The organism is Pseudomonas serbica (assembly GCF_028823535.1).
Classification (GTDB): domain Bacteria; phylum Pseudomonadota; class Gammaproteobacteria; order Pseudomonadales; family Pseudomonadaceae; genus Aquipseudomonas; species Aquipseudomonas serbica.
In genome coordinates this window covers 721,347-744,754 of the sequence record NZ_JAQIYM010000090.1, presented here as the reverse complement: position 1 = coordinate 744,754, position 23,408 = coordinate 721,347, and the positions used below count along the sequence as shown (strand labels likewise).

Annotated in this window: 38 protein-coding genes; 22 read left to right on the top strand and 16 right to left on the bottom strand. The window is 54.9% G+C overall.

Annotated features, from left to right (window positions below):
* The first annotated feature begins 32 nt into the window (after window positions 1–32).
* The 11 genes from NQL71_RS34450 (at window position 33) to NQL71_RS34400 (ending at window position 5,267) form a co-directional block, all read left to right on the top strand.
* Window positions 33–464, top strand: coding sequence for a hypothetical protein (locus NQL71_RS34450; protein WP_274644081.1), 432 nt, complete (start codon window positions 33–35; stop codon window positions 462–464).
* 56 nt (window positions 465–520) lie between these two features.
* Window positions 521–874, top strand: coding sequence for a hypothetical protein (locus tag NQL71_RS34445; protein WP_274644080.1), 354 nt, complete (start codon window positions 521–523; stop codon window positions 872–874).
* A 31-nt stretch (window positions 875–905) separates the two neighbouring features.
* Window positions 906–1,139: a hypothetical protein gene (locus NQL71_RS34440; protein WP_274644079.1), complete on the top strand. Its 234-nt coding sequence runs from the start codon at window positions 906–908 to the stop codon at window positions 1,137–1,139.
* A 116-nt stretch (window positions 1,140–1,255) separates the two neighbouring features.
* On the top strand, window positions 1,256–1,906 hold the full coding sequence (locus NQL71_RS34435; RefSeq protein ID WP_274644078.1) for a hypothetical protein: 651 nt from the start codon (window positions 1,256–1,258) through the stop codon (window positions 1,904–1,906).
* A 58-nt stretch (window positions 1,907–1,964) separates the two neighbouring features.
* The gene (locus NQL71_RS34430) at window positions 1,965–2,792 is read left to right on the top strand and encodes a hypothetical protein (RefSeq protein ID WP_274644077.1); all 828 of its coding nucleotides are present in this window, start codon (window positions 1,965–1,967) and stop codon (window positions 2,790–2,792) included.
* Window positions 2,789–2,992, top strand: coding sequence for a hypothetical protein (locus tag NQL71_RS34425; protein ID WP_274644076.1), 204 nt, complete (start codon window positions 2,789–2,791; stop codon window positions 2,990–2,992). The genes NQL71_RS34430 and NQL71_RS34425 overlap by 4 nt, the downstream gene beginning before the upstream one ends.
* Before the next feature lie 39 nt (window positions 2,993–3,031).
* The gene (locus NQL71_RS34420) at window positions 3,032–3,355 is read left to right on the top strand and encodes a hypothetical protein (protein ID WP_274644075.1); all 324 of its coding nucleotides are present in this window, start codon (window positions 3,032–3,034) and stop codon (window positions 3,353–3,355) included.
* 24 nt (window positions 3,356–3,379) lie between these two features.
* A complete protein-coding gene (locus tag NQL71_RS34415) occupies window positions 3,380–3,856 on the top strand; it encodes a hypothetical protein (RefSeq protein ID WP_274644074.1) in 477 nt (158 codons plus the stop codon).
* 3 nt (window positions 3,857–3,859) lie between these two features.
* Complete coding sequence (locus NQL71_RS34410) at window positions 3,860–4,126, top strand: hypothetical protein (RefSeq protein WP_274644073.1); 267 nt, start codon at window positions 3,860–3,862, stop codon at window positions 4,124–4,126.
* A 17-nt stretch (window positions 4,127–4,143) separates the two neighbouring features.
* Window positions 4,144–4,743: a hypothetical protein gene (locus NQL71_RS34405; RefSeq protein ID WP_274644072.1), complete on the top strand. Its 600-nt coding sequence runs from the start codon at window positions 4,144–4,146 to the stop codon at window positions 4,741–4,743.
* On the top strand, window positions 4,740–5,267 hold the full coding sequence (locus NQL71_RS34400) for an ImmA/IrrE family metallo-endopeptidase (protein WP_274644071.1): 528 nt from the start codon (window positions 4,740–4,742) through the stop codon (window positions 5,265–5,267). The genes NQL71_RS34405 and NQL71_RS34400 overlap by 4 nt, the downstream gene beginning before the upstream one ends.
* 2 nt (window positions 5,268–5,269) lie before the next feature.
* Here the strand turns inward: NQL71_RS34400 and NQL71_RS34395 are convergent, their stop codons facing one another.
* Complete coding sequence (locus NQL71_RS34395) at window positions 5,270–5,458, bottom strand: hypothetical protein (protein ID WP_274644070.1); 189 nt, start codon at window positions 5,456–5,458, stop codon at window positions 5,270–5,272.
* Between the two features lie 209 nt (window positions 5,459–5,667).
* On the opposite strand from NQL71_RS34395, the gene NQL71_RS34390 reads away from it, so the two are divergent.
* Window positions 5,668–6,795 (top strand): helix-turn-helix domain-containing protein, encoded by a 1,128-nt coding sequence (locus NQL71_RS34390; RefSeq protein WP_274644069.1) that lies wholly within the window; start codon window positions 5,668–5,670, stop codon window positions 6,793–6,795.
* Window positions 6,796–6,874: 79 nt separating this feature from the next.
* Here NQL71_RS34390 and NQL71_RS34385 read toward each other — a convergent pair whose 3' ends face one another.
* The 4 genes from NQL71_RS34385 to NQL71_RS34370 form a co-directional block, all read right to left on the bottom strand.
* Entirely contained in the window at window positions 6,875–7,477 is a 603-nt protein-coding gene (locus tag NQL71_RS34385; RefSeq protein WP_274644068.1) for a hypothetical protein, read from the bottom strand.
* Window positions 7,478–7,558: 81 nt separating this feature from the next.
* The gene (locus NQL71_RS34380) at window positions 7,559–7,762 is read right to left on the bottom strand and encodes a hypothetical protein (protein WP_274644067.1); all 204 of its coding nucleotides are present in this window, start codon (window positions 7,760–7,762) and stop codon (window positions 7,559–7,561) included.
* A gap of 2 nt (window positions 7,763–7,764) precedes the next feature.
* Window positions 7,765–8,136 (bottom strand): hypothetical protein, encoded by a 372-nt coding sequence (locus NQL71_RS34375; protein ID WP_274644066.1) that lies wholly within the window; start codon window positions 8,134–8,136, stop codon window positions 7,765–7,767.
* Between the two features lie 92 nt (window positions 8,137–8,228).
* Entirely contained in the window at window positions 8,229–8,615 is a 387-nt protein-coding gene (locus NQL71_RS34370; protein ID WP_274644065.1) for a hypothetical protein, read from the bottom strand.
* 165 nt (window positions 8,616–8,780) lie between these two features.
* Here NQL71_RS34370 and NQL71_RS34365 point away from each other — a divergent pair, with 165 nt between their 5' ends.
* Window positions 8,781–9,560 (top strand): hypothetical protein, encoded by a 780-nt coding sequence (locus NQL71_RS34365; protein WP_274644064.1) that lies wholly within the window; start codon window positions 8,781–8,783, stop codon window positions 9,558–9,560.
* Window positions 9,561–9,734: 174 nt separating this feature from the next.
* Here NQL71_RS34365 and ybiA read toward each other — a convergent pair whose 3' ends face one another.
* Together ybiA and NQL71_RS34355 are read right to left on the bottom strand one after the other, a co-directional pair.
* A complete protein-coding gene (gene ybiA, locus NQL71_RS34360) occupies window positions 9,735–10,385 on the bottom strand; it encodes a riboflavin biosynthesis intermediates N-glycosidase (RefSeq protein ID WP_274644063.1) in 651 nt (216 codons plus the stop codon).
* Window positions 10,376–10,912, bottom strand: a complete 537-nt coding sequence (locus NQL71_RS34355; RefSeq protein WP_274644062.1) for a hypothetical protein — start codon at window positions 10,910–10,912, stop codon at window positions 10,376–10,378. The genes ybiA and NQL71_RS34355 overlap by 10 nt, the downstream gene beginning before the upstream one ends.
* Window positions 10,913–11,350: 438 nt before the next feature.
* Here NQL71_RS34355 and NQL71_RS34350 point away from each other — a divergent pair, with 438 nt between their 5' ends.
* Entirely contained in the window at window positions 11,351–11,932 is a 582-nt protein-coding gene (locus NQL71_RS34350) for a hypothetical protein (RefSeq protein ID WP_274644061.1), read from the top strand.
* Here NQL71_RS34350 and NQL71_RS34345 read toward each other — a convergent pair.
* The 4 genes from NQL71_RS34345 to NQL71_RS34330 all read right to left on the bottom strand — a co-directional run bounded on the left by NQL71_RS34345 (window position 11,929) and on the right by NQL71_RS34330 (window position 18,591).
* Window positions 11,929–13,848 carry a type II secretion system protein gene (locus NQL71_RS34345; RefSeq protein ID WP_274644060.1) on the bottom strand — a complete coding sequence of 640 codons (1,920 nt, stop codon included), beginning with the start codon at window positions 13,846–13,848 and terminating at the stop codon, window positions 11,929–11,931. The genes NQL71_RS34350 and NQL71_RS34345 overlap by 4 nt on opposite strands.
* A gap of 12 nt (window positions 13,849–13,860) precedes the next feature.
* Window positions 13,861–15,744 carry a type II secretion system protein gene (locus NQL71_RS34340; RefSeq protein WP_274644059.1) on the bottom strand — a complete coding sequence of 628 codons (1,884 nt, stop codon included), beginning with the start codon at window positions 15,742–15,744 and terminating at the stop codon, window positions 13,861–13,863.
* Window positions 15,731–17,635, bottom strand: coding sequence for a type II secretion system protein (locus NQL71_RS34335; protein ID WP_274644058.1), 1,905 nt, complete (start codon window positions 17,633–17,635; stop codon window positions 15,731–15,733). Before NQL71_RS34335 ends, NQL71_RS34340 begins: the two co-directional genes overlap by 14 nt.
* Before the next feature lie 446 nt (window positions 17,636–18,081).
* A complete protein-coding gene (locus tag NQL71_RS34330) occupies window positions 18,082–18,591 on the bottom strand; it encodes a dihydrofolate reductase (RefSeq protein WP_274644057.1) in 510 nt (169 codons plus the stop codon).
* Between the two features lie 136 nt (window positions 18,592–18,727).
* Here NQL71_RS34330 and NQL71_RS34325 point away from each other — a divergent pair, with 136 nt between their 5' ends.
* The 8 genes from NQL71_RS34325 (at window position 18,728) to NQL71_RS34290 (ending at window position 21,431) form a co-directional block, all read left to right on the top strand.
* The gene (locus NQL71_RS34325; protein ID WP_274644056.1) at window positions 18,728–18,955 is read left to right on the top strand and encodes a hypothetical protein; all 228 of its coding nucleotides are present in this window, start codon (window positions 18,728–18,730) and stop codon (window positions 18,953–18,955) included.
* 116 nt (window positions 18,956–19,071) lie between these two features.
* Window positions 19,072–19,425 (top strand): outer membrane protein assembly factor BamE domain-containing protein, encoded by a 354-nt coding sequence (locus NQL71_RS34320; protein WP_274644055.1) that lies wholly within the window; start codon window positions 19,072–19,074, stop codon window positions 19,423–19,425.
* A gap of 87 nt (window positions 19,426–19,512) precedes the next feature.
* Window positions 19,513–19,812, top strand: a complete 300-nt coding sequence (locus NQL71_RS34315; RefSeq protein WP_274644054.1) for a hypothetical protein — start codon at window positions 19,513–19,515, stop codon at window positions 19,810–19,812.
* A gap of 49 nt (window positions 19,813–19,861) precedes the next feature.
* Window positions 19,862–20,095: a hypothetical protein gene (locus NQL71_RS34310; RefSeq protein ID WP_274644053.1), complete on the top strand. Its 234-nt coding sequence runs from the start codon at window positions 19,862–19,864 to the stop codon at window positions 20,093–20,095.
* Complete coding sequence (locus NQL71_RS34305) at window positions 20,092–20,388, top strand: hypothetical protein (RefSeq protein ID WP_274644052.1); 297 nt, start codon at window positions 20,092–20,094, stop codon at window positions 20,386–20,388. The genes NQL71_RS34310 and NQL71_RS34305 overlap by 4 nt, the downstream gene beginning before the upstream one ends.
* Entirely contained in the window at window positions 20,381–20,749 is a 369-nt protein-coding gene (locus NQL71_RS34300; RefSeq protein ID WP_274644051.1) for a hypothetical protein, read from the top strand. The genes NQL71_RS34305 and NQL71_RS34300 overlap by 8 nt, the downstream gene beginning before the upstream one ends.
* 62 nt (window positions 20,750–20,811) lie before the next feature.
* The gene (locus tag NQL71_RS34295) at window positions 20,812–21,093 is read left to right on the top strand and encodes a hypothetical protein (RefSeq protein WP_274644050.1); all 282 of its coding nucleotides are present in this window, start codon (window positions 20,812–20,814) and stop codon (window positions 21,091–21,093) included.
* Window positions 21,093–21,431 (top strand): hypothetical protein, encoded by a 339-nt coding sequence (locus NQL71_RS34290; protein ID WP_274644049.1) that lies wholly within the window; start codon window positions 21,093–21,095, stop codon window positions 21,429–21,431. The genes NQL71_RS34295 and NQL71_RS34290 overlap by 1 nt, the downstream gene beginning before the upstream one ends.
* A gap of 84 nt (window positions 21,432–21,515) precedes the next feature.
* Here the strand turns inward: NQL71_RS34290 and NQL71_RS34285 are convergent, their stop codons facing one another.
* Genes NQL71_RS34285 through NQL71_RS34265 form a run of 5 tightly spaced genes read right to left on the bottom strand, consistent with a single transcriptional unit; the run spans window position 21,516 to window position 23,347 of the window.
* The gene (locus NQL71_RS34285; RefSeq protein WP_274644048.1) at window positions 21,516–21,794 is read right to left on the bottom strand and encodes a hypothetical protein; all 279 of its coding nucleotides are present in this window, start codon (window positions 21,792–21,794) and stop codon (window positions 21,516–21,518) included.
* Window positions 21,791–22,009, bottom strand: coding sequence for a hypothetical protein (locus NQL71_RS34280; protein WP_274644047.1), 219 nt, complete (start codon window positions 22,007–22,009; stop codon window positions 21,791–21,793). Before NQL71_RS34280 ends, NQL71_RS34285 begins: the two co-directional genes overlap by 4 nt.
* Entirely contained in the window at window positions 21,987–22,343 is a 357-nt protein-coding gene (locus NQL71_RS34275; RefSeq protein WP_274644046.1) for a hypothetical protein, read from the bottom strand. The genes NQL71_RS34280 and NQL71_RS34275 overlap by 23 nt, the downstream gene beginning before the upstream one ends.
* Window positions 22,344–22,355: 12 nt before the next feature.
* A complete protein-coding gene (locus tag NQL71_RS34270; protein WP_274644045.1) occupies window positions 22,356–22,934 on the bottom strand; it encodes a CRISPR-associated protein Cas4 in 579 nt (192 codons plus the stop codon).
* Window positions 22,934–23,347 carry a CFI-box-CTERM domain-containing protein gene (locus NQL71_RS34265; protein ID WP_274644044.1) on the bottom strand — a complete coding sequence of 138 codons (414 nt, stop codon included), beginning with the start codon at window positions 23,345–23,347 and terminating at the stop codon, window positions 22,934–22,936. The genes NQL71_RS34270 and NQL71_RS34265 overlap by 1 nt, the downstream gene beginning before the upstream one ends.
* Window positions 23,348–23,408 lie beyond the last annotated feature (61 nt).

The window sequence follows — 23,408 nt, the reverse complement described above, 5'->3', positions numbered from 1 at the left end:
GGCTTGAACAATTTCACACGCTGGTGAAACTGATGCGAGGCAATCTCGAAACGCCCTCGAACATCGCCGCCAGCCGTGTCCTGTGCGATAACGTGCCGATCCCGCAGGCGACCCGCGAAAGCGGCAAGAAGCGGGCGTCGATTCACATCACCGTCAACCGCTACAAGAAAAACTATGACCTGGTGGTGAACGAGTTCAGCGACGCGAACAACCTCGCCGGCCAGTTCGACCTGATCGTGAAGTTGCACCGTGGCAGTCCGGAAGCGCCGACCACCCTTGCCGCTCGCGCCGTGTTGGTTGATGGCGTGCCTCAGAACGAAATCCCGTTTGAAGGGTTCAGTCCGTCGGCGTTGAGCCAGGCCGTGAAGCGCTACCGCGATGCCCTCCAAATGGTGTCTGAGGCTTTTCCGCCTGTTGAGGGCTTTGTGAGAGAAACCCCAGCGTCCGAAACCGTAGACGTTTAGTTGCCAGGTGGCGCCGGAGCAATCCGGCATCCCCCTTCTGCCCCAGAGTTATTGCCATGACCTACACGCTGACGCCGGAACAAGCCGCTGCCACGACCGATCTGGAATTGGCCTATGGCACCACCCGCCTTCTGCCCGCCTGGGCCGACATTCCAGAAGAATTTAAAGTCGGACGCAATGTGTACTGCAAGCTTGCATCTTGCCTGTTCTACGGAACCGAGCTGCCTGAGCTTGAAGTGACCATGTTCGATGGTTTTACCCCGCAAATCCTGCAGAAATGCGTCCGGGCTCATTTAGGATCCTTCGAGCCTAAGCATGAACTCAAGATGGCCGGCGTCGGTTACATGATCTCGAAGATGGCAACCCTGACCCCGGTAGATGCACCAAAAGCCACCGAGAAAAGTGCCTGATCCACTATTCGCTGCTGACCATGGAGGCCTAATGGCCGGCTTTTCGTTTTCCCAAGTTCCCTCGCAGAACAAGTGCCGGTGGTTCATTAAGCACGGTGCAACCACTCGCTATGATCGCGGTTTTCGTTCCAAAGCTCAGGCGGACGCTTGGATCAGCGCGTTCGGGAAAGACCTCGACTGGCGAGCAGGCTTTGTTTTTCGCTTGAAAGGCCTAGACGCCGACATCTCTGTTGTCGACCGCAAAGGTCAATTGGCAAAGCCGTAATTGCCAAATGGCAGTTTCCAAAGTGCCATTTGGCAGAAGCTGAACTGCCAAATGGCAAAAGCCAAGCCGCCAAATGGCGGAGGGGCGACTTCTCTCTCCACCCCTGGACGACGCGCATGAAGACCCTGATTGAATTCCTGGAAGCTGACGACCAGATGGTTGCACGGCAACTGATCACCGCCATTGGCCGTGAAACCGGTCTTGGCCACGCTGACTACGATCACCCGGTAGGGCCTGATACCCTGTTGATCATGTCCCCGCTGGATGCCGACTTCTTTGCCGATGGGTACATGGATGCCATCCCTGCTTGGCCTGGCCGTCAGGCGGTACTGTGGTTCAACTCCTACGACCTGCCCAACGGCGGCGAGAACATCGCCATCCTGATGCACCAGTTCCAATCGTCACAGGCCCCGGTGAAGCACGCGGTGATCATCGCCAGCCTGGCTCAGTCAGCCGGCGAAATCCGCGCCATGATCCTATGGGCAGTGGAGCAAGGGATTCCGTTGGAGGAAATCCGCGTTGAAAGCCCGTGGATGACCGACAGTGTGCACCAGCAGCTGACCAAAAACTTCGGCGATGATTTTGTTCGCAAAGCACTGGCCTCGGTGGGCGCCGTGCCGGATTCGCTGGGAAGATGTGTCAACCTAGCTCGCCGCCTGAACCTGCCAGATAAGGGCCTGACGTACTTGCCGTCCTTTGTCGTGGAGCGCATCAACAGTGAGCCTGGCGCCAGCGAAAAGAACAAAGTATTTGCCATCGCACCTTGATAATTGACCTCTAGCGTCATACAATAATGTCTAACAAATGCCACGGCAGTATCTAGACATGGATCACCTCATTAAACGCAACGGTCACCACAGCAGCGATGCTGTTCCTTTTGCGATGGCGGCTGGAAATCCAGTCTATCCGTGGTGGGTTCAACATATGCGTGTCGCAGGTGATCGGGACGCTGGCCTTGTACAAGACATGTGCAACAGCCACAAAAAGTGCACCGTGTTACTCATACTGGATGCGAGTACCCCTGAGCACCGCGAGGCGCACCTGGACATTGCTCGCACGGCGCTTGTTGATCGAGTGATTGCGGGCGTGCCTTTGGCCGAGCACATCACGGTGCTGGTGTTCGCCGAAGAGTCGGACTATCCCGAGCTTTTCTCTGATCCTGCTATCGCTGCCGTCGCTCCTACTTTGGAACGAAACGTCAAAGACATGAACCGCCAGTTGGATGACTCGGTGACGTATGCGCTGAGTGTTAATCACGCCGACGTCGCTTTACGTAAGGAGCTGGCCGACGCCAGCGCTATGGCGTTGGAGTTGAGCGGGATCATCCGTGAGTACCAGGCGGCGCCCTCTGCTGGCACGCAAGGCCGATTAGCTCAGGCCGTTGCGCAGCGGCGACCTCTCTACCTTGAGCTTCAAGATACGCATGCCAACATGGTCGGCGACGATATCGATGACTACAGTGATCTGCAAAAGCACGTATCCAAAACTCGTCACCTCGCGCTGGAGCTCAATGCTGGGATTCGCGAGTTCCTCGGTATGCCCTGTAGCTCTCTTGAAAAAGACATGTACCGGCTGCTGGATCGCTATAGCAGTCTGCTGAAGGTGCTTGAGCAGGAGCAAGCCGACGACTCAGACAAGGTTTCGACGCTATGAGAACCACAGTTGACGTCCGTACCGTTGGGTGGCGAACCGACTGTGAGTACGAGGTAAAGGTCGACGATAGCTACCAGGACGACTCCGGGCAGACGATCTACGACTACAAGTGGGAAAGCCGATTGCGGTGCGAGGTCGAGAACGTCAACGCTAAGACCGACTACTGCAAGACCTGCGGCAAACACCTGCTCTACCCCTAGAATTTCAAAGTAGCCAAATCTCAACACCAGGATGCATAAATGTTCCGCACCATCGTTGTTACCGTCACCAGCTCTAAACCTGACAATTTGTGCGGTTTGTATCAGATCGACGGTATCGATCCTGAGTTGTCAGTTGGCCAAGTGGTAGACATCGCGCTTGAGTCCCTGATCGATTTCATTGGCTTGAACATTATGTTCGCCAACTATGCGCTGAACGTGTTCGACCCTCAGGCCAAAGCCGAATTGACTGAACGCGTAGCCATCAAGTCCACCACCAGCCGCCCTTGCACCAAAGTCGCAGACGAAGTGCCCGAGTGGATCGCGAATATTCTCCAAGCCAAAGCGGCAGCTGCCCAAGCTTAATCACCCAATACATCAGGAGGTTGTATGAGCACTATCCGTGGCATCGAACAGGCCTACATCAAGACCAACAAGCGCGGCTGGCCGAATGTGTACTGGGCACTGGATCTGCACGATACCTGCTTGCACGCGACGTACGCGGCGAACGAACCTGCCTCGTATGAGTGGATCAACCCCTACGTCAAAGAAGCCCTGCAGCGTCTGGCCGCACACCCGGAAACCCACATCATCCTGTGGAGTTCGGTGCACGACGCCGAGAAGGCCCATTACCTGAAGTTCTTCGAAGATGCGGGTATCCGCGTAGCCGGCTTCAACCACAACCCCTACGAAACAGGCAGCGATTCCTGCGGAGTGGCCGAGAAGTTCTATTTCTCGATCCTGGTCGACGACAAGGCCGGCTTCCACCATAGCGAATGGCTGCACATCCCGGACTTCGTTGATCAGATCCGTGCGAAGTATCCGCCGAAGCTTGCCGTTGAAACCGAAGTGGCAGATTTGGCCTAAGCGATGATCGACCCAAATGCCGAACGCCACGCCCTGCCCCTGACTCTCGATCAGTTGACGCTCGTTCAAGAAATTCTCGAGGCCTCTCCACGTGTGTATCAGCCAGAGGTCTCGAAAGTACTTGGCCAGGTGCAGAAACTCCGCAAGCAGGTATTAGCTGATCGAGCGCGGATGGCGAACTGCAAACACGAGTTTATCGAGTTCACGTATGGCCCTTATTGTCATAAGTGCCGCATGCCGGAACCGGTAGACCTGAACAGCCTATCGTAAGGAAAGGAGCACCACCGATGGACAACACCACCCCCATAAGCGTCGTTTTGCCGCCCGACATGCAAAATCGCATGGAAACCTACCTGCGTGCCGAAATGGCCTACTTCGGTCTCTCGGATCACGACAGTGAGGGCGCGCACCGCACGGCGGCGGAAATCTATGAGGCCACCTGCCGAAAAGTCGCGATGGGGCTGGTGAACTTGCTGCCACCCGTGTCCACTATGACCGGCACGTTGGGTGAGGCGATTGTCGAAAGTCGACGCTTCACGCCAGCCTTGAATCATCCTGATCACGACGCAGTTCACGCCGAAGACCTTGAGGATGCCATTCAAGCTGAAGAAAAGAAGATCGCCGATGCCACCCGGCGTCTCGCCAAGCTCAAAGGCCAAATGGCCGTAGTGAAACACCCGAAACTGAAGCGAGATTATCCAGGGAAGCGCGTGCGCACCCTTTCTGATCTGAAGAACGGTCTTGGCATTATCCCTGCCGGCTCGCTGGCGCTGATCAAAAGCCAAAGTCCGAAAGGCTCGTCGCTCGAGATCGATACCTGTGGCCACTGCGGCTTTAAGCCGATCATCAGTGCTATTCAGCCTGCTGATATCGAGTTCGTAGAATGAACAGCAAGGCGCTCAAGATCGCGCAAGAGGCGCTCGATATCGCTTGGGATGGACGACTGCCGGTTAATCCCGCGCTCCTTGCCAGCAAGCTCCTGGTCGACGTTAAAGACGCCGCTGGGGATGTGGTGAAGAGCACTATCGTTGTCCGTGGGGTTGCCGGCACAGAACTGTTGGGCGCCAGCAGCCAGGTCAGGCTTGAACAGACGCCTGATGGCTTTAGGTTTCTCTGCGAGTACAACAGCGACGAGATCAGCTATCGCAACCGCTTTGTTGTCGCACATGAAATCGGCCATATTCTTCTCGGGCACGTCCACGCGGGCGAAGCCATGCTGTGCCATCATGAATACGGCGATACCTCTGCGCAAATGACACAGGCCAACGCCTTCGCGGCGGCTCTGTTGATGCCTGAGCGTTTTTTGCGGCAGGTATTCGACGGCGTCAAATCCTTGCAGCAGATGGCGGAGGTATTCGGCGTCTCGAACCAGGCCGCGAGCTACAGGATCAAGGCCCTGCGACTGCTGTAGTATCAGGTTGGCGGATAGTCGTTGTCTTTAACTTGCTTGGCTTGGGCGAGATGAGCGCTCTGCTGACCCGTGCTGGTGCCGGCCTGGGCACTGACGCGACTGTGGGATTTTTCGAGACGGTCGGCGCCGTCAGAGGCGTAAGCGCCAGCCGAGGTTACTGCGAGAATGGCGGCAAAGATGCTGCGATACATGTTCAAGCTCCGTTATTGCTCTTTGAAGCATCATCATATAAACGCGACAAATAAATTAATCACTTATATCGCAAATCACTATTACCAAAAACGATACAAGTCTCGAAAAACTTGCAGCTTGACACCAATCTGCCTTCAGCACTCGCTCCAGTGGTAGAATGAGTCATTGGAAAGCCCAGTCCTACTGGCGGATGGCTCAAAGGTCAAAAATGCCTGAAACTCTCACAAAAAATAGAATCGAGAACCTCAAGAGCCTGCTTGAGATTCATGATCTAACACCTCGCAAGCTATCTTTGACAGCTGGACTGGATGCATCCAGAGTCGGCTCAATACTATCAGGCCGAAAAAACCTTTCTGATTCCGTGGCGAGAACCCTCGAAATTGCGCTTGATGTCCCTCCTAATATTCTGGATCAGTCAGCTTCGCTGCTGTTGGAATCAAAAGCGGCAGTTGAGCAAGAGCGTGCTCACGCCATCAATGCGTTTCTTGGTGATAGTCGCTGTGTTAATCGCTACTGGAATGTTCGTGATCTAATGGAAACAATGAAACCGGGTGAGTTCTCAACAAAGACCGGAATATTCCATGTTCATTGCTCGCAACTATTTTCAAAAAACCCTAGATATCGAGTTGTAGATAGCAGAGCTAGATTGATTGAGGATGCTTTAGGGCTTACTCCACTTGTCCTTGATAAAAGACATGAGTTAAACAACCTCGTTGAGTCACAACACATCGAAAGATTATCCACTGAGACTATCGATATTCTCGGAACTGGCACATACTTGAACCGCTACTTGAATATAAAAAATTACTTTTTGAGCAACCGTCTCACCTACAACCAGATTGACACTATTGTCGGTTTTAAACTCAGAGCCTCGGAAAAGCTGGCAGATCCTCCTAAAAATGTGATCGACACTGACTCTGCGCGAGCCTTCGAGCGGCATTTCAACCTGGAGCCAGGTGCTGTCGACCAGTTCGTCCCAGCTTTTGATTACGCTTCCCATCAATCGAGCTTCATCATCGGTGAGAAGGCCTTCAATGAAATCAAGTCTGGTATTCCGTTGTACCGCTACGTGAACACCAAACGAATTTTGCATGAGCGCGGCATGGCGCTGATCGAATTTGTACCCATGCTTGAACGCACCAAAGCCTTTGTTTTTGGGATGCTTTCTGACAGCGTAATCAGCAAAATTGGCGACCAGTCGGCCCGGCGTATTGAACAGGCGCTTGGCCTAAAGCCCCTGAGTTTGGACGTCCAAAAGACTTTCAGGGTTTTTAAGACTCCGCCTGGCTCCAAACACAATAGAGCCTTGTCGCCGGATACAGACCTTCAGCCGTAATCGGCAAAAAACCGCCTTCTCGGCGGTTTCTTATTGTCCGTATCAGCGGCCTACAGCACCGCCCCAGGCTTCGTGAGACTCAATCCGCAACCTTGACCCGCTCCGGGTTCCACAAGCGCTCAGCGGCCCACAGAGGCTGTTTGCCCTGGAACACCTTGATCGCGGCGATGTAGGCGTCGTAGGTCTGCCGGTCGAACACTGTCCATGACTTGCCGAGCGTCTTGGCTTTCGCCAGCGCTGTCTGATAAGTGCCAAGGTCTTCATCCCGGTCGACTTTTTTGGAGGCAAACAACGCATCCAATAGCACCTTGTCCAGCGGCGGGTGCAAGGCATGAACCTTTTCGTGGGTCTCGAAGCCGGCGCAGACGATCTTAAGCTTCAGGTACATATTGACCAACTTCTGGGCCCGGCCATAGGTGCACAGCAGCGGAACGACCTGCTTGTCCTTATTGGTGTAGCGGATCGGCAAGCTCGCGGCCATAACCTGATGGATACGCTCATGAATGAACGCATCCATCAGGTCGGCGTCAGGCAGGTCATCCGGGGTATTGATCTCGTTGAGCTTCGAGTTCTCGATCAGTTGACGAGCCACGGCGATGGTGTGGCCAGGCCCCTGGCGGGAGTAGGCACGACCCGCTCCCCAAACGGCCAACCGGTGACGGTGTTCGATAATGTCGTACATGGGCAACTCCTTTCTTGTGGCCACCCCAGGGATTGGGGCGGACATCTCCATGGTGGTGCGTTTTACCGCTGTAGGCGTTGCTTAAACGTAAAGGCGCAAATCAATGTGGTTACCGTTCAGCGATTGGTGCACAGCGGTAAGGACGTCCAACTCCGCAATATGGCGGTTGCGCAGGATGACCACCTGAGGATTCTCGGAAGTTAGCTCGGCGATGACTGCCTTAAGGCGCAACATGGCCTGTTCGATGAGATGAACGGCTTGCTTCGTGTTTGTTTGGTTGACCATGATTATTGAACTGCTCTTAAGGCCAAATGAAAAGTCGCCATTGCTTTAACCAAATCTAGATTGGCCTCTTTGATCATATCGCCGACCAGACGCATTTCGTGGGTCTGGAGCGTGATCCGATGGTTGCGCAGGTCACGCTGGACGTCTGCAAACACATCCTGAATGAGGGTGAGCTCATCGAAGAAGCCCTCCCTACCCTGTTCCGTATGAAACGGGTGTTCCGCATTTGCGTTGCTGCGCTGGGCCTCCTCCACCTGGAATTCGCCGTAGCCCTTCAAATGGGCCAGGTAAATCATCAATTGCGGTTTGGTCACCGGCTTCTTGCTTAGCGCTTGCAGCAGGTTGGCCGGCGTTGGGGATTGGGTTGTCTGCACGATGATTCCTTATCATGTTGGTCGCAGCCAATGCGACTCTCGTACTGAAAAAGCCCGCAACGATGGCGGGCTTTGGGCGCTAAGGTAGCTCCTTACTTCCAGTAGATCAGTGTATCTGCTGGGACGAGTACCTCTCCGCGATGAAGCACCAGAACACACTTACCGGTGCGTTTTTCGCGCTCAAGGAAGCTGTCATGTACAGGAATCGTGTTGAATTCGCCTTCGTTCAAGATGTCTTCAAACAGCAGAAATGGCTCTCGACCGCCATCAATTTGCGTACCACTGAGTTTTCCGCCAGCGACGTAATCGGCTGCAGTTGTAGTGCGTCCGGATGAGGTGATGCCCTTGACGAATGGGTCACCCTCACGAATAGGGTCAATTCGCTTTGCCAATGACAGACGAGCGCTACGCACCGCAATCGCAGATCCAGCTGCGTATGCTGCCCGGCCTATTTCCTTGCGTTGCGACGTGCTTGGCATATCCAATCCCTCTTTTTCCTAATCGCCATGTGCTGCAACCCTCGGTGGCCTTTGCCGCCTGTTGAATATAGCCCAGTTCTGATACCCATCCAATATTTATTTGTAATACATTTAATTGATGCAGAAACACGAAAGGATCCTTGCTTGTGCGAAAACGGATCCTCTATGCTGGATACAGAACGCCACTATTTAAAGAGAATTGTCATGGCAGACCGCCCGCTATTCGTCGTCGCTCTACCCCTCACCGCCAATACCGAATTGCACGCCGAGGACGCCGGCGCTGTTGGCGTTTATGAGCTGATCGCGGACACGTCCACTCCTAGCGGTGTAGCCGCTGCCAGCGCCCTGGAGTCGTTTCACACAAGAGTCGCCATCTCGTACCCTGAGGATTTTGTCATCAAAGTCGTCGACCCGATGGGAAGACGGGTGATCGAGCCAAGTGATGAAGACCAACCCTTGGTTCTACCATTCCAAAAAATCAGCTCTGTTGTTCGTGGCTGGATCGCAGACTTGGTCGATGGCGTAGAACCTATCGTAGAGACCCCTGGACACAGGAAGTCCACCGTGTTGGTTGTCGCAGTGCCTGTCCGGCCACAAGCGGAACTACACCCGTACGACAAGGGTGTTCGCGGTGTGTATTCGGTCGACATTACTGAATCCAATTTGACCGATGCCCAGAAGGCTGGAAGCGCTCTGAATTCCTTCCACCTCACCGTTGCGGTGGAGGTACCGGAGGACTTCCAGATCACGGTCGTTGATGCGTTCGATAAGATCCTGGAAGCGGGTGCAGAACCAGAGTCTCGTGCGTTCTACTGCGAGATAGTCACTTCGGGGATATCAAAGGACATGCTGGCGCTGGTGGGCGCTCCAGTGATTGAGGAAAAACGTGAGAGCAAGCCAGCGGCTTCCCGCCGCGAAGACGACGACCTCTCCCCTAGCCTCTGATTCCAGCAGTTACAAAAAACCCCGCATGGCGCAAACCAGCGGGGTTTTCTCTTTGTACCGGAGTCACACCTCTTTCGAGGAGGACGGACGCTTACACCGGTGTGCGGAACCTGTTGGAAGTATCCAGGTTAACACGGTAAACAATCCCCATGAAATGCCTGGCACCGGATTAACTCACGGTTGCGGCCCTTCTTGTTTGCGATTTTGCCACTCCTCTTCGAAATTGATGTCCACCCCATCGGTCTCAGGAAAATAAGGCTCTTCCTCAAGATCAGGTGCCGGAGCATCCCTCGATTCCTCCACCACCGCCGCATATTCTTCTGGGTACTTCAGAATCAGCCGCGCTTTGCCGCGATCCATCGATTCTCCCAGTAGGTTGAGACCCTGCCACTTGGTCTTGTCGTGGATACGGGAGTCGGTGATACCCAGGCCGATGCCCCAGATTTTGTCGTTCTTGGCCGCTTCCACCATCAGGGTGTCGAGTGACTTGAACAGATCCAGGCGCTCTTTCGGATTCTGATCGAACCTGGCAAAGACAATGGCATCTTGAATCCCGCTACGCCGGGCGACCCAAACCTCTTCAACATAGCCCTTAACCTTGCGACCTAATGCCTTGTGATCACCAGGCCACTTTGCAGCCAGGATCTGATCTGCGATCTCTTTGTCCCCAAACAGCATGGCTTTGGAGAACATCATCGCCTGCTCGCCGCAGTTGAACTTATAGCCCTTGATGGTGAAATCCATCATGTACCAATTCGACGGTGGGCAGGTCTTGTCGTAGAAGAACGTGTACTTCCCGACGGTTATCATGTTGCTCATTGGCATGCCCTCTTTGGATCGTAGTCAGTCCCTTGCGCCAACCCGGCCTGCCAGGCCGCTGAGAGCAATGGGTCGCGTTTGAAGAAGCTTGGGCAGTCAGTGCCCCTTTCGGAGAAGAACGCCATCCAGGTGACCTTATGGAGCACCTCGCGGTGACGCATGGCGGGAGGGATATGGCCTAGCTTGCGGCCCTCCACTCTCAGCACCTTGGCCACCGCCTGGTCAGCCAGGATCTGCATATTCCCTTTTTCGTACTGAGCACGCAGGTCGATCAGATCGTTCAGGGTGGGCTCGGTCGGCGCCGGTGGAAGATCGATCTTCGGGGTTTTCCAGGGCTCACCGCTGTACATCGAATCGCGAAAGCACTTGAACAGCCAGAGGTACTGGGGGCCGGCTTCCGTGGCGATCATCTGCAGCTTGTCGAGTGCGGCAACGCCGATGTTGTAGACCCTGGACTCGTCCGAAGCGCTGAAGAACCAGTCGGTGCTTTTGAGCTGGTGGTAGAACTGCGCAAGCGTAGGCTGCTGATTCATGTATAACCCTGATGGTTCAGCCGCACCGCCCAGCGCCAGCAGAATCGTGGGCAGGCAGTCCTCAGAGCGTTGTAACGGCTGTGATGCGGTATTGATCTATCCATCATAGAGCGTGCGCCGGTACGGCATCAACTAGACAGGCCTCCAGATGAATCGTGTCAATTGACGCCACGTCAAGCAATTTAAGGCCTTTGTCGGCGCATTCCGATGAACGTGACCATAGCCATTAAAAAAAGTTCCAAACAAATTGCGCTATTGTTTGGCCATGGGTAGACTCCGCGCCCTCATTAAAGCACAACGCCATCTAAAATCATGATCAAGTCCACTTTTTTCACCCTTATTACAGCGGCTCTGGCCTTTTTTCCAGTCGATGGTTCTGCGTTACCAATGCGCCCAGATGCCAGCAAATTAACCCAGTCGCACGTACGGTGCGGGGTGATGGGTAAATACGACGTCAGCGTCCCCTTCTCCATTCGCAACGTCACGACCGAGATGGAAACGCTCAACCCCGCTGAGGTGTGCGACTCCAGGCTGAAAAAGCTCGAAATGAAGTTGCAGGTCAACAGCCTCCAGACCGTCAGTGCCGACAGCTGGGTCAGGCCGCCAGTGGCCAATTACAGCCTGGTCATTGAACCGGCTGACCAAGCCCCTACCGTAAAAACCGGGGACATGATCAAGAAATTGTACAGCCGGGAAAGTTATCAAAGCGGCAACGGCTTCCCTTCACAGGCCCCTGAGCGCTTGAACGGAATGGTGTTCATCAAGGGGTCACTGTTCGAAGGCGCGGAATTTCGCGATGACTTTTACTTGAAAAGCGATAGCCGTGGAAACCTCGAGTACATGATCCACTGCCTGATCGGCGCCAACGAGGCTGGCCAATGCAAGATGGCTTTCTCCCCCAGCGATATCGACTTGAACATGGTGGTCACCATCGCATCCTCAGACATCGACAACTACCGGGGCATTGCGAACGCGGCCAAGACCGTCGTCCGCACCCTGATCAAGAAACAAGACACTTAATACATGACGTCGATGTAAACGACACCGCTCCGGCCAGCTGCCGTTTGGATAAGCAGGCCAACCGTGTCGTAGGTGACGTACCACTGACCCACTTCGGTATTGCCGCCAGAGCCATAGCCGAAGGGTGACTTCCCGCCTTGGATGGTTCCAAATCCTTGGCCATAGCGTTGAGACCCGCTATTTCCTTGTCCGTAATAGACCGGGCCTCCTCCGGCACCAGGAATGAAGTTTGCAGGAGCTGGGCCACACGTACCAGCACTCGCGTAAGTGGCGTATGGCCCATCTGCAGCAGGTGAAGCCGTTGGCCATTTAGGCTTGCCAGAACCCGTAATGATCATCGTAACGCCACCTGGCCCAACCCCATTGTAGCCGTCGATTCCGCCCATTGCGGCGCCACTGCCGCCCGCACACTCCAGCAGCGTTCCATTGGTCGCCGAGACGACCTTGCTGGAAGTCCCGTTAAAACCCACCGTCCCATCTTCACCACCTGGTGGAGGGTTGTAGTAGGTGTAGGGCAACCCAGGGGCTGCTACCCAAGCCGGGTTTGTAACAGGGTTAACACCTTTACCACCCACACCTACTTCAATGGTCAGGGTTTCTCCGGGAACCAATGTGACCGGGTGGTTGTATACATAACCGCCGCTATGGCCACCAGATTGCATACTCCAACTACGCCATCCGAGCCCCGACGAACCTCCGCCAGCCATGCTGATCTGAGCACCGGTGACGCCCTGAGGAACGACCCAGGTGCCATTACTGGTATAGGTAAAACGATACATTTTCGGCGGGTCAGAGATCCCTTTCCACTTCCCTTCCTGGCACGACACCATTTCATATTTGGCGTTCACGCCCATCGCACCGTTGGCGGTACATGGGGTGCCGTCCGATTTGATTCCTTGAAAGAGTACTGGAGTTGCAGAGGTAATCTTGCCGCTCACATTCAACCGATTGAGGCGGCTGGACGCACTTGGGTTGAGCGTATAAGCCGCGTTGTCCGCGTCAATCAATTGCGAACCGATGGCCTTGCCGGTTTTTACCGAGATGTCCCCGTGATTTACCTGAAGTGCTGTTTGCGCCGAGGTAAGACCGGCGTTAGAGCGAATTCCATTCTGAACATACAGTCGCCCCATCTGCTCAACGTCGGCACTCACAATCACCCCAGCGCCAACGACTGGTAACAAGGTGGCTGTTTTGGCGGAGCTATTACCAATGACCAGGGGTTGACCGACCAGGTTCTGAATTCGGCTGACCCCGGTAATCATCCGGGAGGCTAACGTGGGGCCGCTCATCACTAATGGCACATGCAAGCTGCTCTTGCCATCAGTCCGGATCCAAGCGTCATCCGAAGGATTGGTTCTGGCAACGATGTTTATCGCGCCCGTTTTTGGATCTGAGTTGACTGACAAGTGGGTGCTGGAGAACTGAGGTTGGTTAGCCAACCTGTTGCCTGCTGCCACCACAAGCGCGGCCACCCCAGACAGATCCGAGCGGGCCGCTGCCCCACCAACCGTCATCACTTGGTACGGTGACACCTGCAAGGTCGCTGTGGTGAACTCTTTAGGTGCGATGCCGGCGACCGTTATCGACGTTTTGATACTGACCATGCCACCTGGAATTGGAACTGCCGTCGTCGCCGCTGGAAAACTGCAGGGCAAATACTCAATCGCTGAAAGGCCGCCGCAGGATGCTGGTTTTAGCCAATTCGAACCAAACTGGTCGACTGGCTGGGATGGGTTGGCAGCGATCCACTTACGCAAGGCGTTAGTGTATTCGAGTAGCACGTGCCCTGTTTGACGAGCCTGATCAATCTGAAGATCGCCGGTTTTGCTCGAAAAATTGAGCATGAGGGCGAACATCGTCAGGCTGACTGCCAGAATCAATTCAAGTAGGGTAAAGCCGCGTTGATTACGTTTCATGGCCGCTTCCCATTAATACAGCACGTCGATATAAACAATGCCGGGTTTTCCTTTATTGACGTAAACGCAGCTACCGATGAAGTCATGCGTCACGTAACACCCACTAGCGGCGATATCACCGCCCGAGCCATAAGCCAAGGGGGACAACCCTCCCAACTTGATACCCGCAGAAACCTCGTAGATGGCCGTTCCAGAATTTCCCCGTCCATAGTCAGCCGGGCCACAGGCACCCGGCCCGTTTTCTTTCGCGTAACTCCCGGTTGCCATCCGCGATGGCGTTGCATAAACGCCTGGCGCATAGTCTTTCAGCACCGGCTCTATTGGATTGCCAATGGAGGCGGTAGGCGTCACCGCAGAGCCGAACATCGAGTTATAACCATTCATCGACACGCCACTGCCGCCAGAACATTCAATTAATAGACCTCTGGTGAGGGAGGTAACAATTGACGAGCCGCCAGGGTAGCCAGACAAACCATCGGTCGTCGTGCTATCAGGGTTGTAATAGATATAATAGGGAGGGCCAGGATCAGCGAGGATACCTGTTATAATTGGCCCAGAGCCCCTCCCACCAGCCCCCACAGTGATTTGCAAAACCTCACCTGGCTCTAAATTCATTGGATGGTTCATCACAAACCCACCCGAGTGCCCTGTCGCCGTGTAGTTGCGGGATCGCCAACCCACACCAGAACTACCGCCGCCAGCTATCGAGATGTAGGCGCTGGTCACCCCTTCAGGGACTGTCCAGGTACCATCGGCGGTGAAGGTAAAGCGGTAAACCTTCGGCGACTTCGTGACCCGCTCCCAATCGGCTCCACGACAAGTCATGATCCGTCCTGTAGCGTCGGAAGAGATGGCGCCAGGGGTCTGACAGGTGGTTTTCGATTGCTGACCAGGCATGAGTGAATCTTTGACGATGAGCTTGCTCACCACATCCGCCGATTTGGTTGAACTGGTCTTGTCCGGGTCAAACAACAGTGTTGAATTGTCAACACTCTGCAAGGCTTTCGCAGTGATTGATCCAGAGCCTTGATCAAGGTTACCAGTCAGGATATTGATCGACGCATCAGCTATGATTTGATCACGCGCTTGTAATTCGCCCAGGATCGTTGCATCCGAATCAATCACTACGCCACTGGTCAAGGATGAGCTCAAGCCACTTGCTGGGCCAAGATAGAGCAGTTCTCCAGTAAAACTTTCGAGGGCCGATGCCCCGACCACGTTTCGCAGCAATGGCGAGACGTTACCCATTTTCAATGAACCGCTCATCATGTTGCCGCCGTCGACGCGCAGCCATGGGTCATTGGTGGCGACGTTACTGGCCTCCAGTGTGATCACCCCGGTCTTTGGATCAGCATTCACTTTACCGTCAGAGTTTAGGGCGTCCGCTTGGGTGGGTTTGCTGCTGGCAACAACGATAGCAATGACGCCGGCCAAGTCCGCCCGCGTCTTGGTGTCCAATTTGTAGGCTGTGACTGACGATGTAGCCCTTGTCTCAAAGGAGAAACCTTTGGGAACAGAGATAATCTGGGTTTGCACCGATAGTCCACCCCGAGAGAATGGCACCGCTGTACTCAAGGATGGGAAGTTACACGGAAGATACTCAATGCTCGAAAGCCCACCGCAGCTGGTGCTTTTCAACCAGTCAGTGCCGCTGTAGATCCCGTTCGCACCAAGGTTTTGGGACACAAACGAGCGCACGCCGTTGTTGTATTGAGCCAGGATGTTGCCAGCCAAACGCGCCTGATTTTGGTCATTCTCTGCTCGGTTGGCTTCCATTGTCAGCAAGGAAGCAATCGCCACCAGTCCCATGGCTAACACCACTTCGAGCAAGGTGAATCCAGCCTGCTTGGGAGATATATTGGGGCGGTGGCTTTTTCTCGAATTAATAGAAAACATCGATCATCACCACCCCGTCAGAACCATTTTGAGGAAATCTGCACAATTCTTGCTGCGCAGCTGTGACAAAGCAGCGGGAAATAACCAAATCACCACCGGAGCCATAACCAAAAGGAGTGCGCCCTCCGCTGACCATGTCGCCGACAGAAGCAGAGTTATACATGGCTTCTACTCCAAGGCCGTAGTTACCAACCCCACACAAACCGGGCCCCCAAACATCCCCAGCAGCGGAATGTGTGGCCTTTTGTGCCTGCCAGGTGTAAGTCGACGGCCCAAACGGAACCATGACGATGGAAGCGACTGAAGCTACTGGGTTCGTGTTATTTTCTCCATGAAGAGCCGCAGAAGTGATCCCCGAACCCGAACTTCCTGCCCCTCCAGAGCATTCAAGCAATAGCCCATTGGTTGGGGACGTGACTCTCGTGGTACCGCCTGGAAGTCCGGTTAAACCAGAGTTAGCTGGGTTTCCCCAAAAAACGTAGAACGGGTAACCAGCGCTCGAGAGTATGCCGCTGTTTACAGGTGCGTAAGCTAATGCACCCTTACCTACGTTTATCTGAAGTACTTCACCTGGCACCATAGGCACCTGATGGTTCATCACAAAGCCACCCGAGTGGCCGGAGCTACTGTGGGATGCGACACGCCAGCCCATGCCAGAACCACCCCCACCGGCAGCGGAGATGAATCCGCTAGTGACGTGATCTGGCACTGTCCAGCTGCCACTGGATGTGAACACAAAACGGTGCAATACCGGCGACTTGCCGACTTTTAGCCATAAATTGCCCTGACACGACAACAGATTGTTCGCAGCATCTTTGGCGACTTCGCCATTCGTGGGACAACCCGCAAGCTCCACGACAACCGTGTTGATCTCCAGTACAGGGTCAGGACGAGACGCCACCGGCACGGAAAGATCTGGAGTGATGCTGGCCGCGCCGTCGAGCGTCAGGGTACTGAATTTGCTCTGGCCTCCAGGGTTTGCCATGTAGGCACCAGCAGCCGAGTTGTAGAGGCCCTGCTTTGTGATCAAATTGCCTAGCGGAATTTTCGTGTTACCCGAAGCGATAACCACCGAGTTGGCAGAATCAATGCCCCCGTCGGCCAGCAGACGGCCAAGCACCTCAGTGTCCGAGTCAACCACCACCGTGGCGCCAGCCGGGATCCCTAGGCCACTTGAAGAACCAAATATCAGAGGTTGGCCAGGGATAGGTTGGATGCGTGAGGCGCCAACGATGCGGCGATTCGCAGCCAATGAGTTGTCAAAGGACAGGTTGCCATCCATTGTGTTGCCGCCGTCGGCTCGCAGCCAGGCGTCTCCAGATTCCGGCTTTCTGGTCGTCATGGCGATCACAGCGGTTTTTGCGTTGGCATTGATCGAGCCGAACATGGTGCGGTCGAATGCATTACCACTCAAGGCAGCCATTGCCGCAACGCCGGCCAGATCTGCCCGAGGAAGGCCGGAGAGCAGGTAAGGCGAAAACGTGGTCTGCCCCATCGTTTCTGTTTTTTCAGCGTTGGTGACCGTCGAAATGATGGTTTTAACGGTCAGGCTTCCAGGCATCAGGGGCTCTGGATTGACCACATCGGTGATGTCTGCCGTGGGGAATTTGCAATCCAGATAGCCTGGCGCTGGCGCCAGGCCGCCGCAGGAGACGGGCTTCAACCATTTGGTACCGGAGTAACTGCCGGACGCTCCTGGGTGGTCAGCAATCCACTTCTGGACGGCTTTTCCATAATCACGCAACTGGCCACCCGTGCCTTTGGCGGCATTGATGTAGAAGTCTGCCGACTGGCTTTCCACGGTAAACACGGCGGCGATGGAAAGCAGGCTGACGACAAACACAACCTCTATGAGGGTGGCGCCCTTTTGCCTTGATTTGGAAGAATGCACGGCAACACCAATGTTTTTATTATAGTTATGCTGATTATTGTAGAGATGAGTGACCCATTAGTCCATGAATGTCGGACTGAGAAAGTGTCAATATATGTGCTTTAGAATTGTCAGGGCCGCGATTGGAGCCCCGCTACAATGCGGTGAACAAAGTTGGGCTCAACCCGACGCTCTTAGGCTGTCAGGTATAACGCTAGAAGCGGCGCCGAAGGCGACCTTATTTTGGCTTTCGAAGAAAGCCTAAAATGCCTACCATCTGTACAACCTGCTTTTCGCTGTTGTCTTTTTATCATGCTTTTTACCATGCCGTTGTCTTGGCCACCCCTACCAGCCTTCCAATCTAAGATGCTGTGATTGGTCAGTATGTGGCCCGAACAGCATAGGACATTGAGAGCAAAACACGCCCCACAATGCCCTTCAAAATTGATGTCAAACCTCACACGCCTTTAAAGTCTCTCCCAGACCTCAAACTGGTACGCCGGGCTTTTGTCGGTGGCGAGGTTCGGGGTATTCGACGCCAGAACCCACCGACCAGCCTTGAACTCAGGGAACCAGGTATCGCCATCAGGGTTCAAGTCGACGCGGGTGATATAGAGACGGTCGGCCTGCTCCAAGGCTTGGGCATAAAGCTGCGCCCCACCGATCAGCATGATCTCATCGGCGCAGTGCTCATAGGCCCAGGTCGTGGCTCGCTCTAAGGCAGCATCCAAAGAATCAAACACCTCGGCGCCATCGAGGTGCAGGCCTTTTTGACGGCTCACCACCAGGTTCAGTCGACCCGGCAGAGGACGACCCAGGGAGTCCCAGGTTAAGCGCCCCATGATGACCGGTTTGCCGAGTGTCTTGGCCTTGAAGTACTTGAAGTCGCCCGGCAGATGCCAGGGCATGGTGTTGTTGATACCAATCACACCGTTTTGCGCGACGGCGGCGATCAGACTCAGGGGAATCTGTTTCATGAGTACTGGTTCTCAGAGAGGCTTGCGGTGGATCCAGCTTATCAGAACTTGGGGGCCTATGATGCTGGACAGCATCTAGCGCATGATTGAGACTTTGGGCTTGTGGTCACCTGTAATTTGAGGCCGGAGGCAGCCTGTGAGTATCACCATTTCCTCGCCAGTGCCTTCTGCGATTCTGAGCGCAGACCGCTATTGGTTGATGTTTTTTGAGGCTGGCGTGATCAGCCTGGATGAGGCCGAGCGGAGAGCTCGAGGATCGCTGCGCTTGAAAGAGGCATATTCAGACGATCCTTGGTATGCCAGAAAGGCCGAGCGCGACCCAACCTTTTGGAGCAGGTTCTACGCGACCCGTGTCAATTCTTAACCATGCCGCACAAAGAATCGATCCACGGCTGGATGTTCAGTACTATGGGGGAAAGCCCAGCCAGCTTTTGTTCGGGTTGGCGGGGTTCACGGTATTCCATGCAGATGGGGGAAACCATGATAAGACAGCTTTTCGCCGTGTTCGCTTTTTCCGCCCTGGCGGCTAGCTCTGGCTGTAGCTCCACCAGCGCCTTTGATTATCAGTATGGGACGCCCATCACCGACCAGCAGCTCGCTGCCCTGGTCGAAGGCCGCAGCACGTCAGACGATGTGTTCAAAGCCGTGGGTAAGCCCGACAAAAAAGGTCAACTCAGCGGTCGCACGTTCTGGTCGTACCACTACATCCGCAGCCCGGCCCTCCCCTTCGGTGGGCGTAAGCAATACGAGCAGGTGGTAGTCTTCGAATTCAACAAAGACGGCACCCTGCAGAAAACCCGCAAGAAGCTGATTCCAGATGGGGACGCCTCTTAACCGGATCCTTCTGTCCGACCTCCCGCTTTGCATGCAGGCAATATATCGGGATACTTGCCCGATATTTGTCGCTCATGGAGATTTCTGGTGGGAATCGATTTGCTGGTGATTGCCGGATTCCTATTTATCCTGAGCTTGCTCTCGGGGATGTTCTCCGCCGTCGCATTCCAGGATGCCAATCCCAGGCAAAAAACATCCAACTGCGCCGACCATTTCGGCTCCAAGGTTCTCTTTGGGTTTTCAGTCGCCTGCTCGTGCCTATTGGGTTATCTCGCCATTGGTGCAATGCAACAGGTAACAGCTTGCTCAGCGTGGTGGTTTTTGACCCTGCTGCTCCCTGGCTTTGTTGGTTTCGCTCTGCTCACGCCGTTCCTGCTGAGGAAATGAATCAACATTAAGCGTATATTGACACCATACTCAAATTAGGTGGCTGTCCATGATTGTATTGAAATTGTTGGCCTTGGCCTGTGCATTGTTCGCGCTCCTTGTGTTCGTCCGTGTGCTGCTGCAGGACGATCCCAAGTTCGGCAAGTACAACTGGAAAGTAGCCCTCGCGTGCGCCGGCTTCAGCACTGTGCTGATGGTGCTGGCCTGTTTGGAATTCATCGTCTCGATCCCGCTTCGACTCTACTTCTACCTGCAATCTCTGTCCTCGAAAGGAAAGCCATGAGCGGCCCGACCGGAAAGTTGTGTGCAAAACACGGCGGCAACTGCAATCCGGCTGACGCCTACTTTTACTGCGATGAATGCGCTCGCACGGGTATCGACAAGTGCCCCTGCGGCGGCCATGCCAGGTACTTTGGCGAGGCGCTGATGTGCAGCGTTAGCTGTGAAAGCTGTGGCGCCAGTGTGAGCAAGCTGGGCATGAAACCCAGCGTAAGGACGTTGTGGAACCACGGGTATCGAGGTTTTTTTGATTTCGATGCCGTTTTTGACCTACCAGGAACACCTGAGAATGTTTGAGAACACTGCCGAATACCCAGCTCTCGTGATTGCCACGGTTCAGCTCGTCGGTATGATCGGTCTGATCTGCTTGTCCTACGTCAGCTACAGAGCTGGGTACGCCCCGCACTATGAGTGCTCAGCCACCAGAACCAGGCGGCAGACTTGCATGCGCCTTCTGCTGCTGTGGATCGGGGCGATCAGCGCCTATGCCGCTCTCTTCATCGCCCTGCTGATGACGGACTATTCGCATCTCATTTTCCCAATGGTGTTTTTGCTAATGCCGCCCTTTGGATTGCCGTACCTGATGAAGCAATGGTTCACCCGTAACTCGAACTCGTACGCCGGCGATCACCAGGTTCACGGATCTGACGAGAAGTAACGCCACACCACCCCGCGCCTCCTGTCCGACCTCCGGGCTTGAGGTCACTTAGGAGAGATTGCATGAGCTTCATCTTCAATTGCCTGTTGTTCATCGCCAGCCTGGTGGTGTTGCTGATGGCGGGCGCGTTCGGCGCGGTGTCGGTCAAATACGACGTCAAAGCGTCGCGGGCGGTTGCCCAGGCATTTCTGATCGGTTCCTGGATGTCGTTGGTGCTGGGGCTGATCGGTATCGCCCTGCTCTGCTGGGGCACGGGATTGAGCTTCTGGCTTTTGCTCTTGGCGCCGCTGCCAGGATTCGTCGGCATGTTCCTGGGCGCTCCACCAGCGGGCCGGGGCGCCTGATGATTGCCTTATTGACGGGAATGGGTCTGATGGCCCTGTCCGTGGTGATGGGCTATCTGTTGTTGACGGACAACCACCAGGGGCCAGCAAAGCCACTGGTGGACGAATACACCATCCTGTTGCTGATCGCCATAGCGATCATCTGCGGTTGGCGTGGCAGTTCAGAGATCCTGACGCTGGCGGGCCTCAATCTGGAATGGCGATACTATTCCCCGTCTCTGTTTGTGCTGGGGTGTGGCTGGGGGCTGTGGCATTCGCTGCGCTCTCGGCCAACAAAGCTTCCAGCCCGAGGCTCGAACCACTCACAACCTGCATGCTGCCGTCAGGAAGTCGAATAGCGTCACAAGTTTTGGTACCCGTGTCGATCACTGCACTTTTCATGTTGAAGCCTTTCAGGTTCGCCTGGAGGCGCTCAGAGCTCATCATTTTTCGTTCTCCCATCCGCATTCATACCAGTCACAACCATCCCCTGAATAGGAATAGCAAACATAGGCCTTGTCCCCGACAACTTCGCGCACATCGCGTTTGCGAGGCCTGAAAAAACCTTCCGCTGAATACCGGATTTGTCGCTCGCCCATCCTCGCCCGCGTGAGCCAGACGATTCGGTCAACGCCCTCGAGGAACGTTGGCACGCCTTTCTCATCCAGCGGATACACCGGGGGATTATGAATCACGTAGCCATCGATGATTTGGTAAGTCATTCCGGTGCGCCCTGCACCTTCGGCTCGCAGGCGTCAGCGTAACGCATCAGCTCACGAGCCATGGCCCGTGCATGCTCTGGCGTCATCTTGACCCGAACTTGCCGGCCCTCATCATCCTGCAGCTGCACCAAGGGATACCGGTCACTTCCGAATCCCCCGGAACTGACGCCCCAGTGTGTTCCAGAAAGGCTGTCATCCAGGTAGTTGTGTCTCATGGCCGAGTCTCCCGTTTTCATGTTCAATCACTGGTAGGAACACCTCTGTGGCGCCTGTATCGCAGCAGTGAATCTCGACCAGCGTGCCATCGATAAACTTCAGGTCATACAGAGCGCCTGGCCGCCCATAAGAAATCACGTTCAGCACACCGGAGTAGTTCATATCCCCGATGGGCTCGCTGCGCTCATTCCAGGGCTTTTCCATGACCAGTCGGCCAGCCAGCGTAATCACGTACTCGTCGAGACGGCAGTCGAGACTCTTCGTTTGGAAGATCCCGCCCTCATACCCATCTGGCATCCGATGGTCGAAGCTTAAATCGTCGTACATCCCCATGCGCGTCTCCTATTATGCCGCCCGCGTTGGCTTTTGACAGTTCCTGCGCACCGCACAGCCTCGACAAAGCGCCTCACTGGTCGCAAATACCCTGATCTCTTCGCCGGCGTTGGCAGCCCTGGCATGTTTGACCAGGGGCTTGATCTGTTCGTAAATCTCATCGCTCGGAAAGTCGACATCGACCTTATGACGTTGGTCGCCGACGATCACATACGCCAGGGAGACATCAAAGCGCTCTCGGGCAGCAATGACCGTGGCCTTCACTTGGGCGACATCGGAGTTAAACAGCCGTCCGCTGCTGCGGCTCTTGTACTCCACCACGGCGTAGGCGCCCATATCAAAACGAAGCACGAAATCAGGCTTGGCCACGATCCCAAACTCTTTCGACACCAGGGAGGGTGTAGCGCGGCCACGGTCGGCATAAACCACTTCAGCGTCAAAGCCCAGGTGTGCGATCACGGCCTCTCGGCGGCGCTTGCCGACATTGGCAGCGATAAACACCAGCAACAAGCCAAACAACGTAAGGCCCAAGATCATGAGCACGTCGTACGGCACCGTGGGGACGAGACCGGCAAGCGTATGTAGATCCATCACTCATCACCCTTCCTGACCGACCTGCTTATTCGCTGCACCCCGGCCTTAACAATCCGCGCCAACGTCGGTGAACGCTGGCACTGTTTCACCAGCCATGGGGAACACCGGTAATACACCCGCACCAGCACCCGCCCCCACCACGTCGGTTTCAAGACACGGTCGCGCCAGGCTCGCAGGGACACCGTCACCGCATCATCCTCGCCAAAGGCATAGGTCGCCACGTAACAGCGCCTGTCCAGATCGTTCATCACCTTGCTGGTTAGATCCTCATGCATGTGGGTGCCGCGTTGCCGGGCAACATGGGATTCCGCGCTTTCGGGAGAAAGCTTCTTGGACAAATACAGGGAATGCGGGCAGTACGCTGCCTTGCCGATGTCAGAGGCCGAAACAAGCGCTTTGTTTTTGCTCACAACCTAATGCTCCAACAGCTTTTCTTCTGGGGATTCCAGCGAGTCTGAATGATTAAAGTAA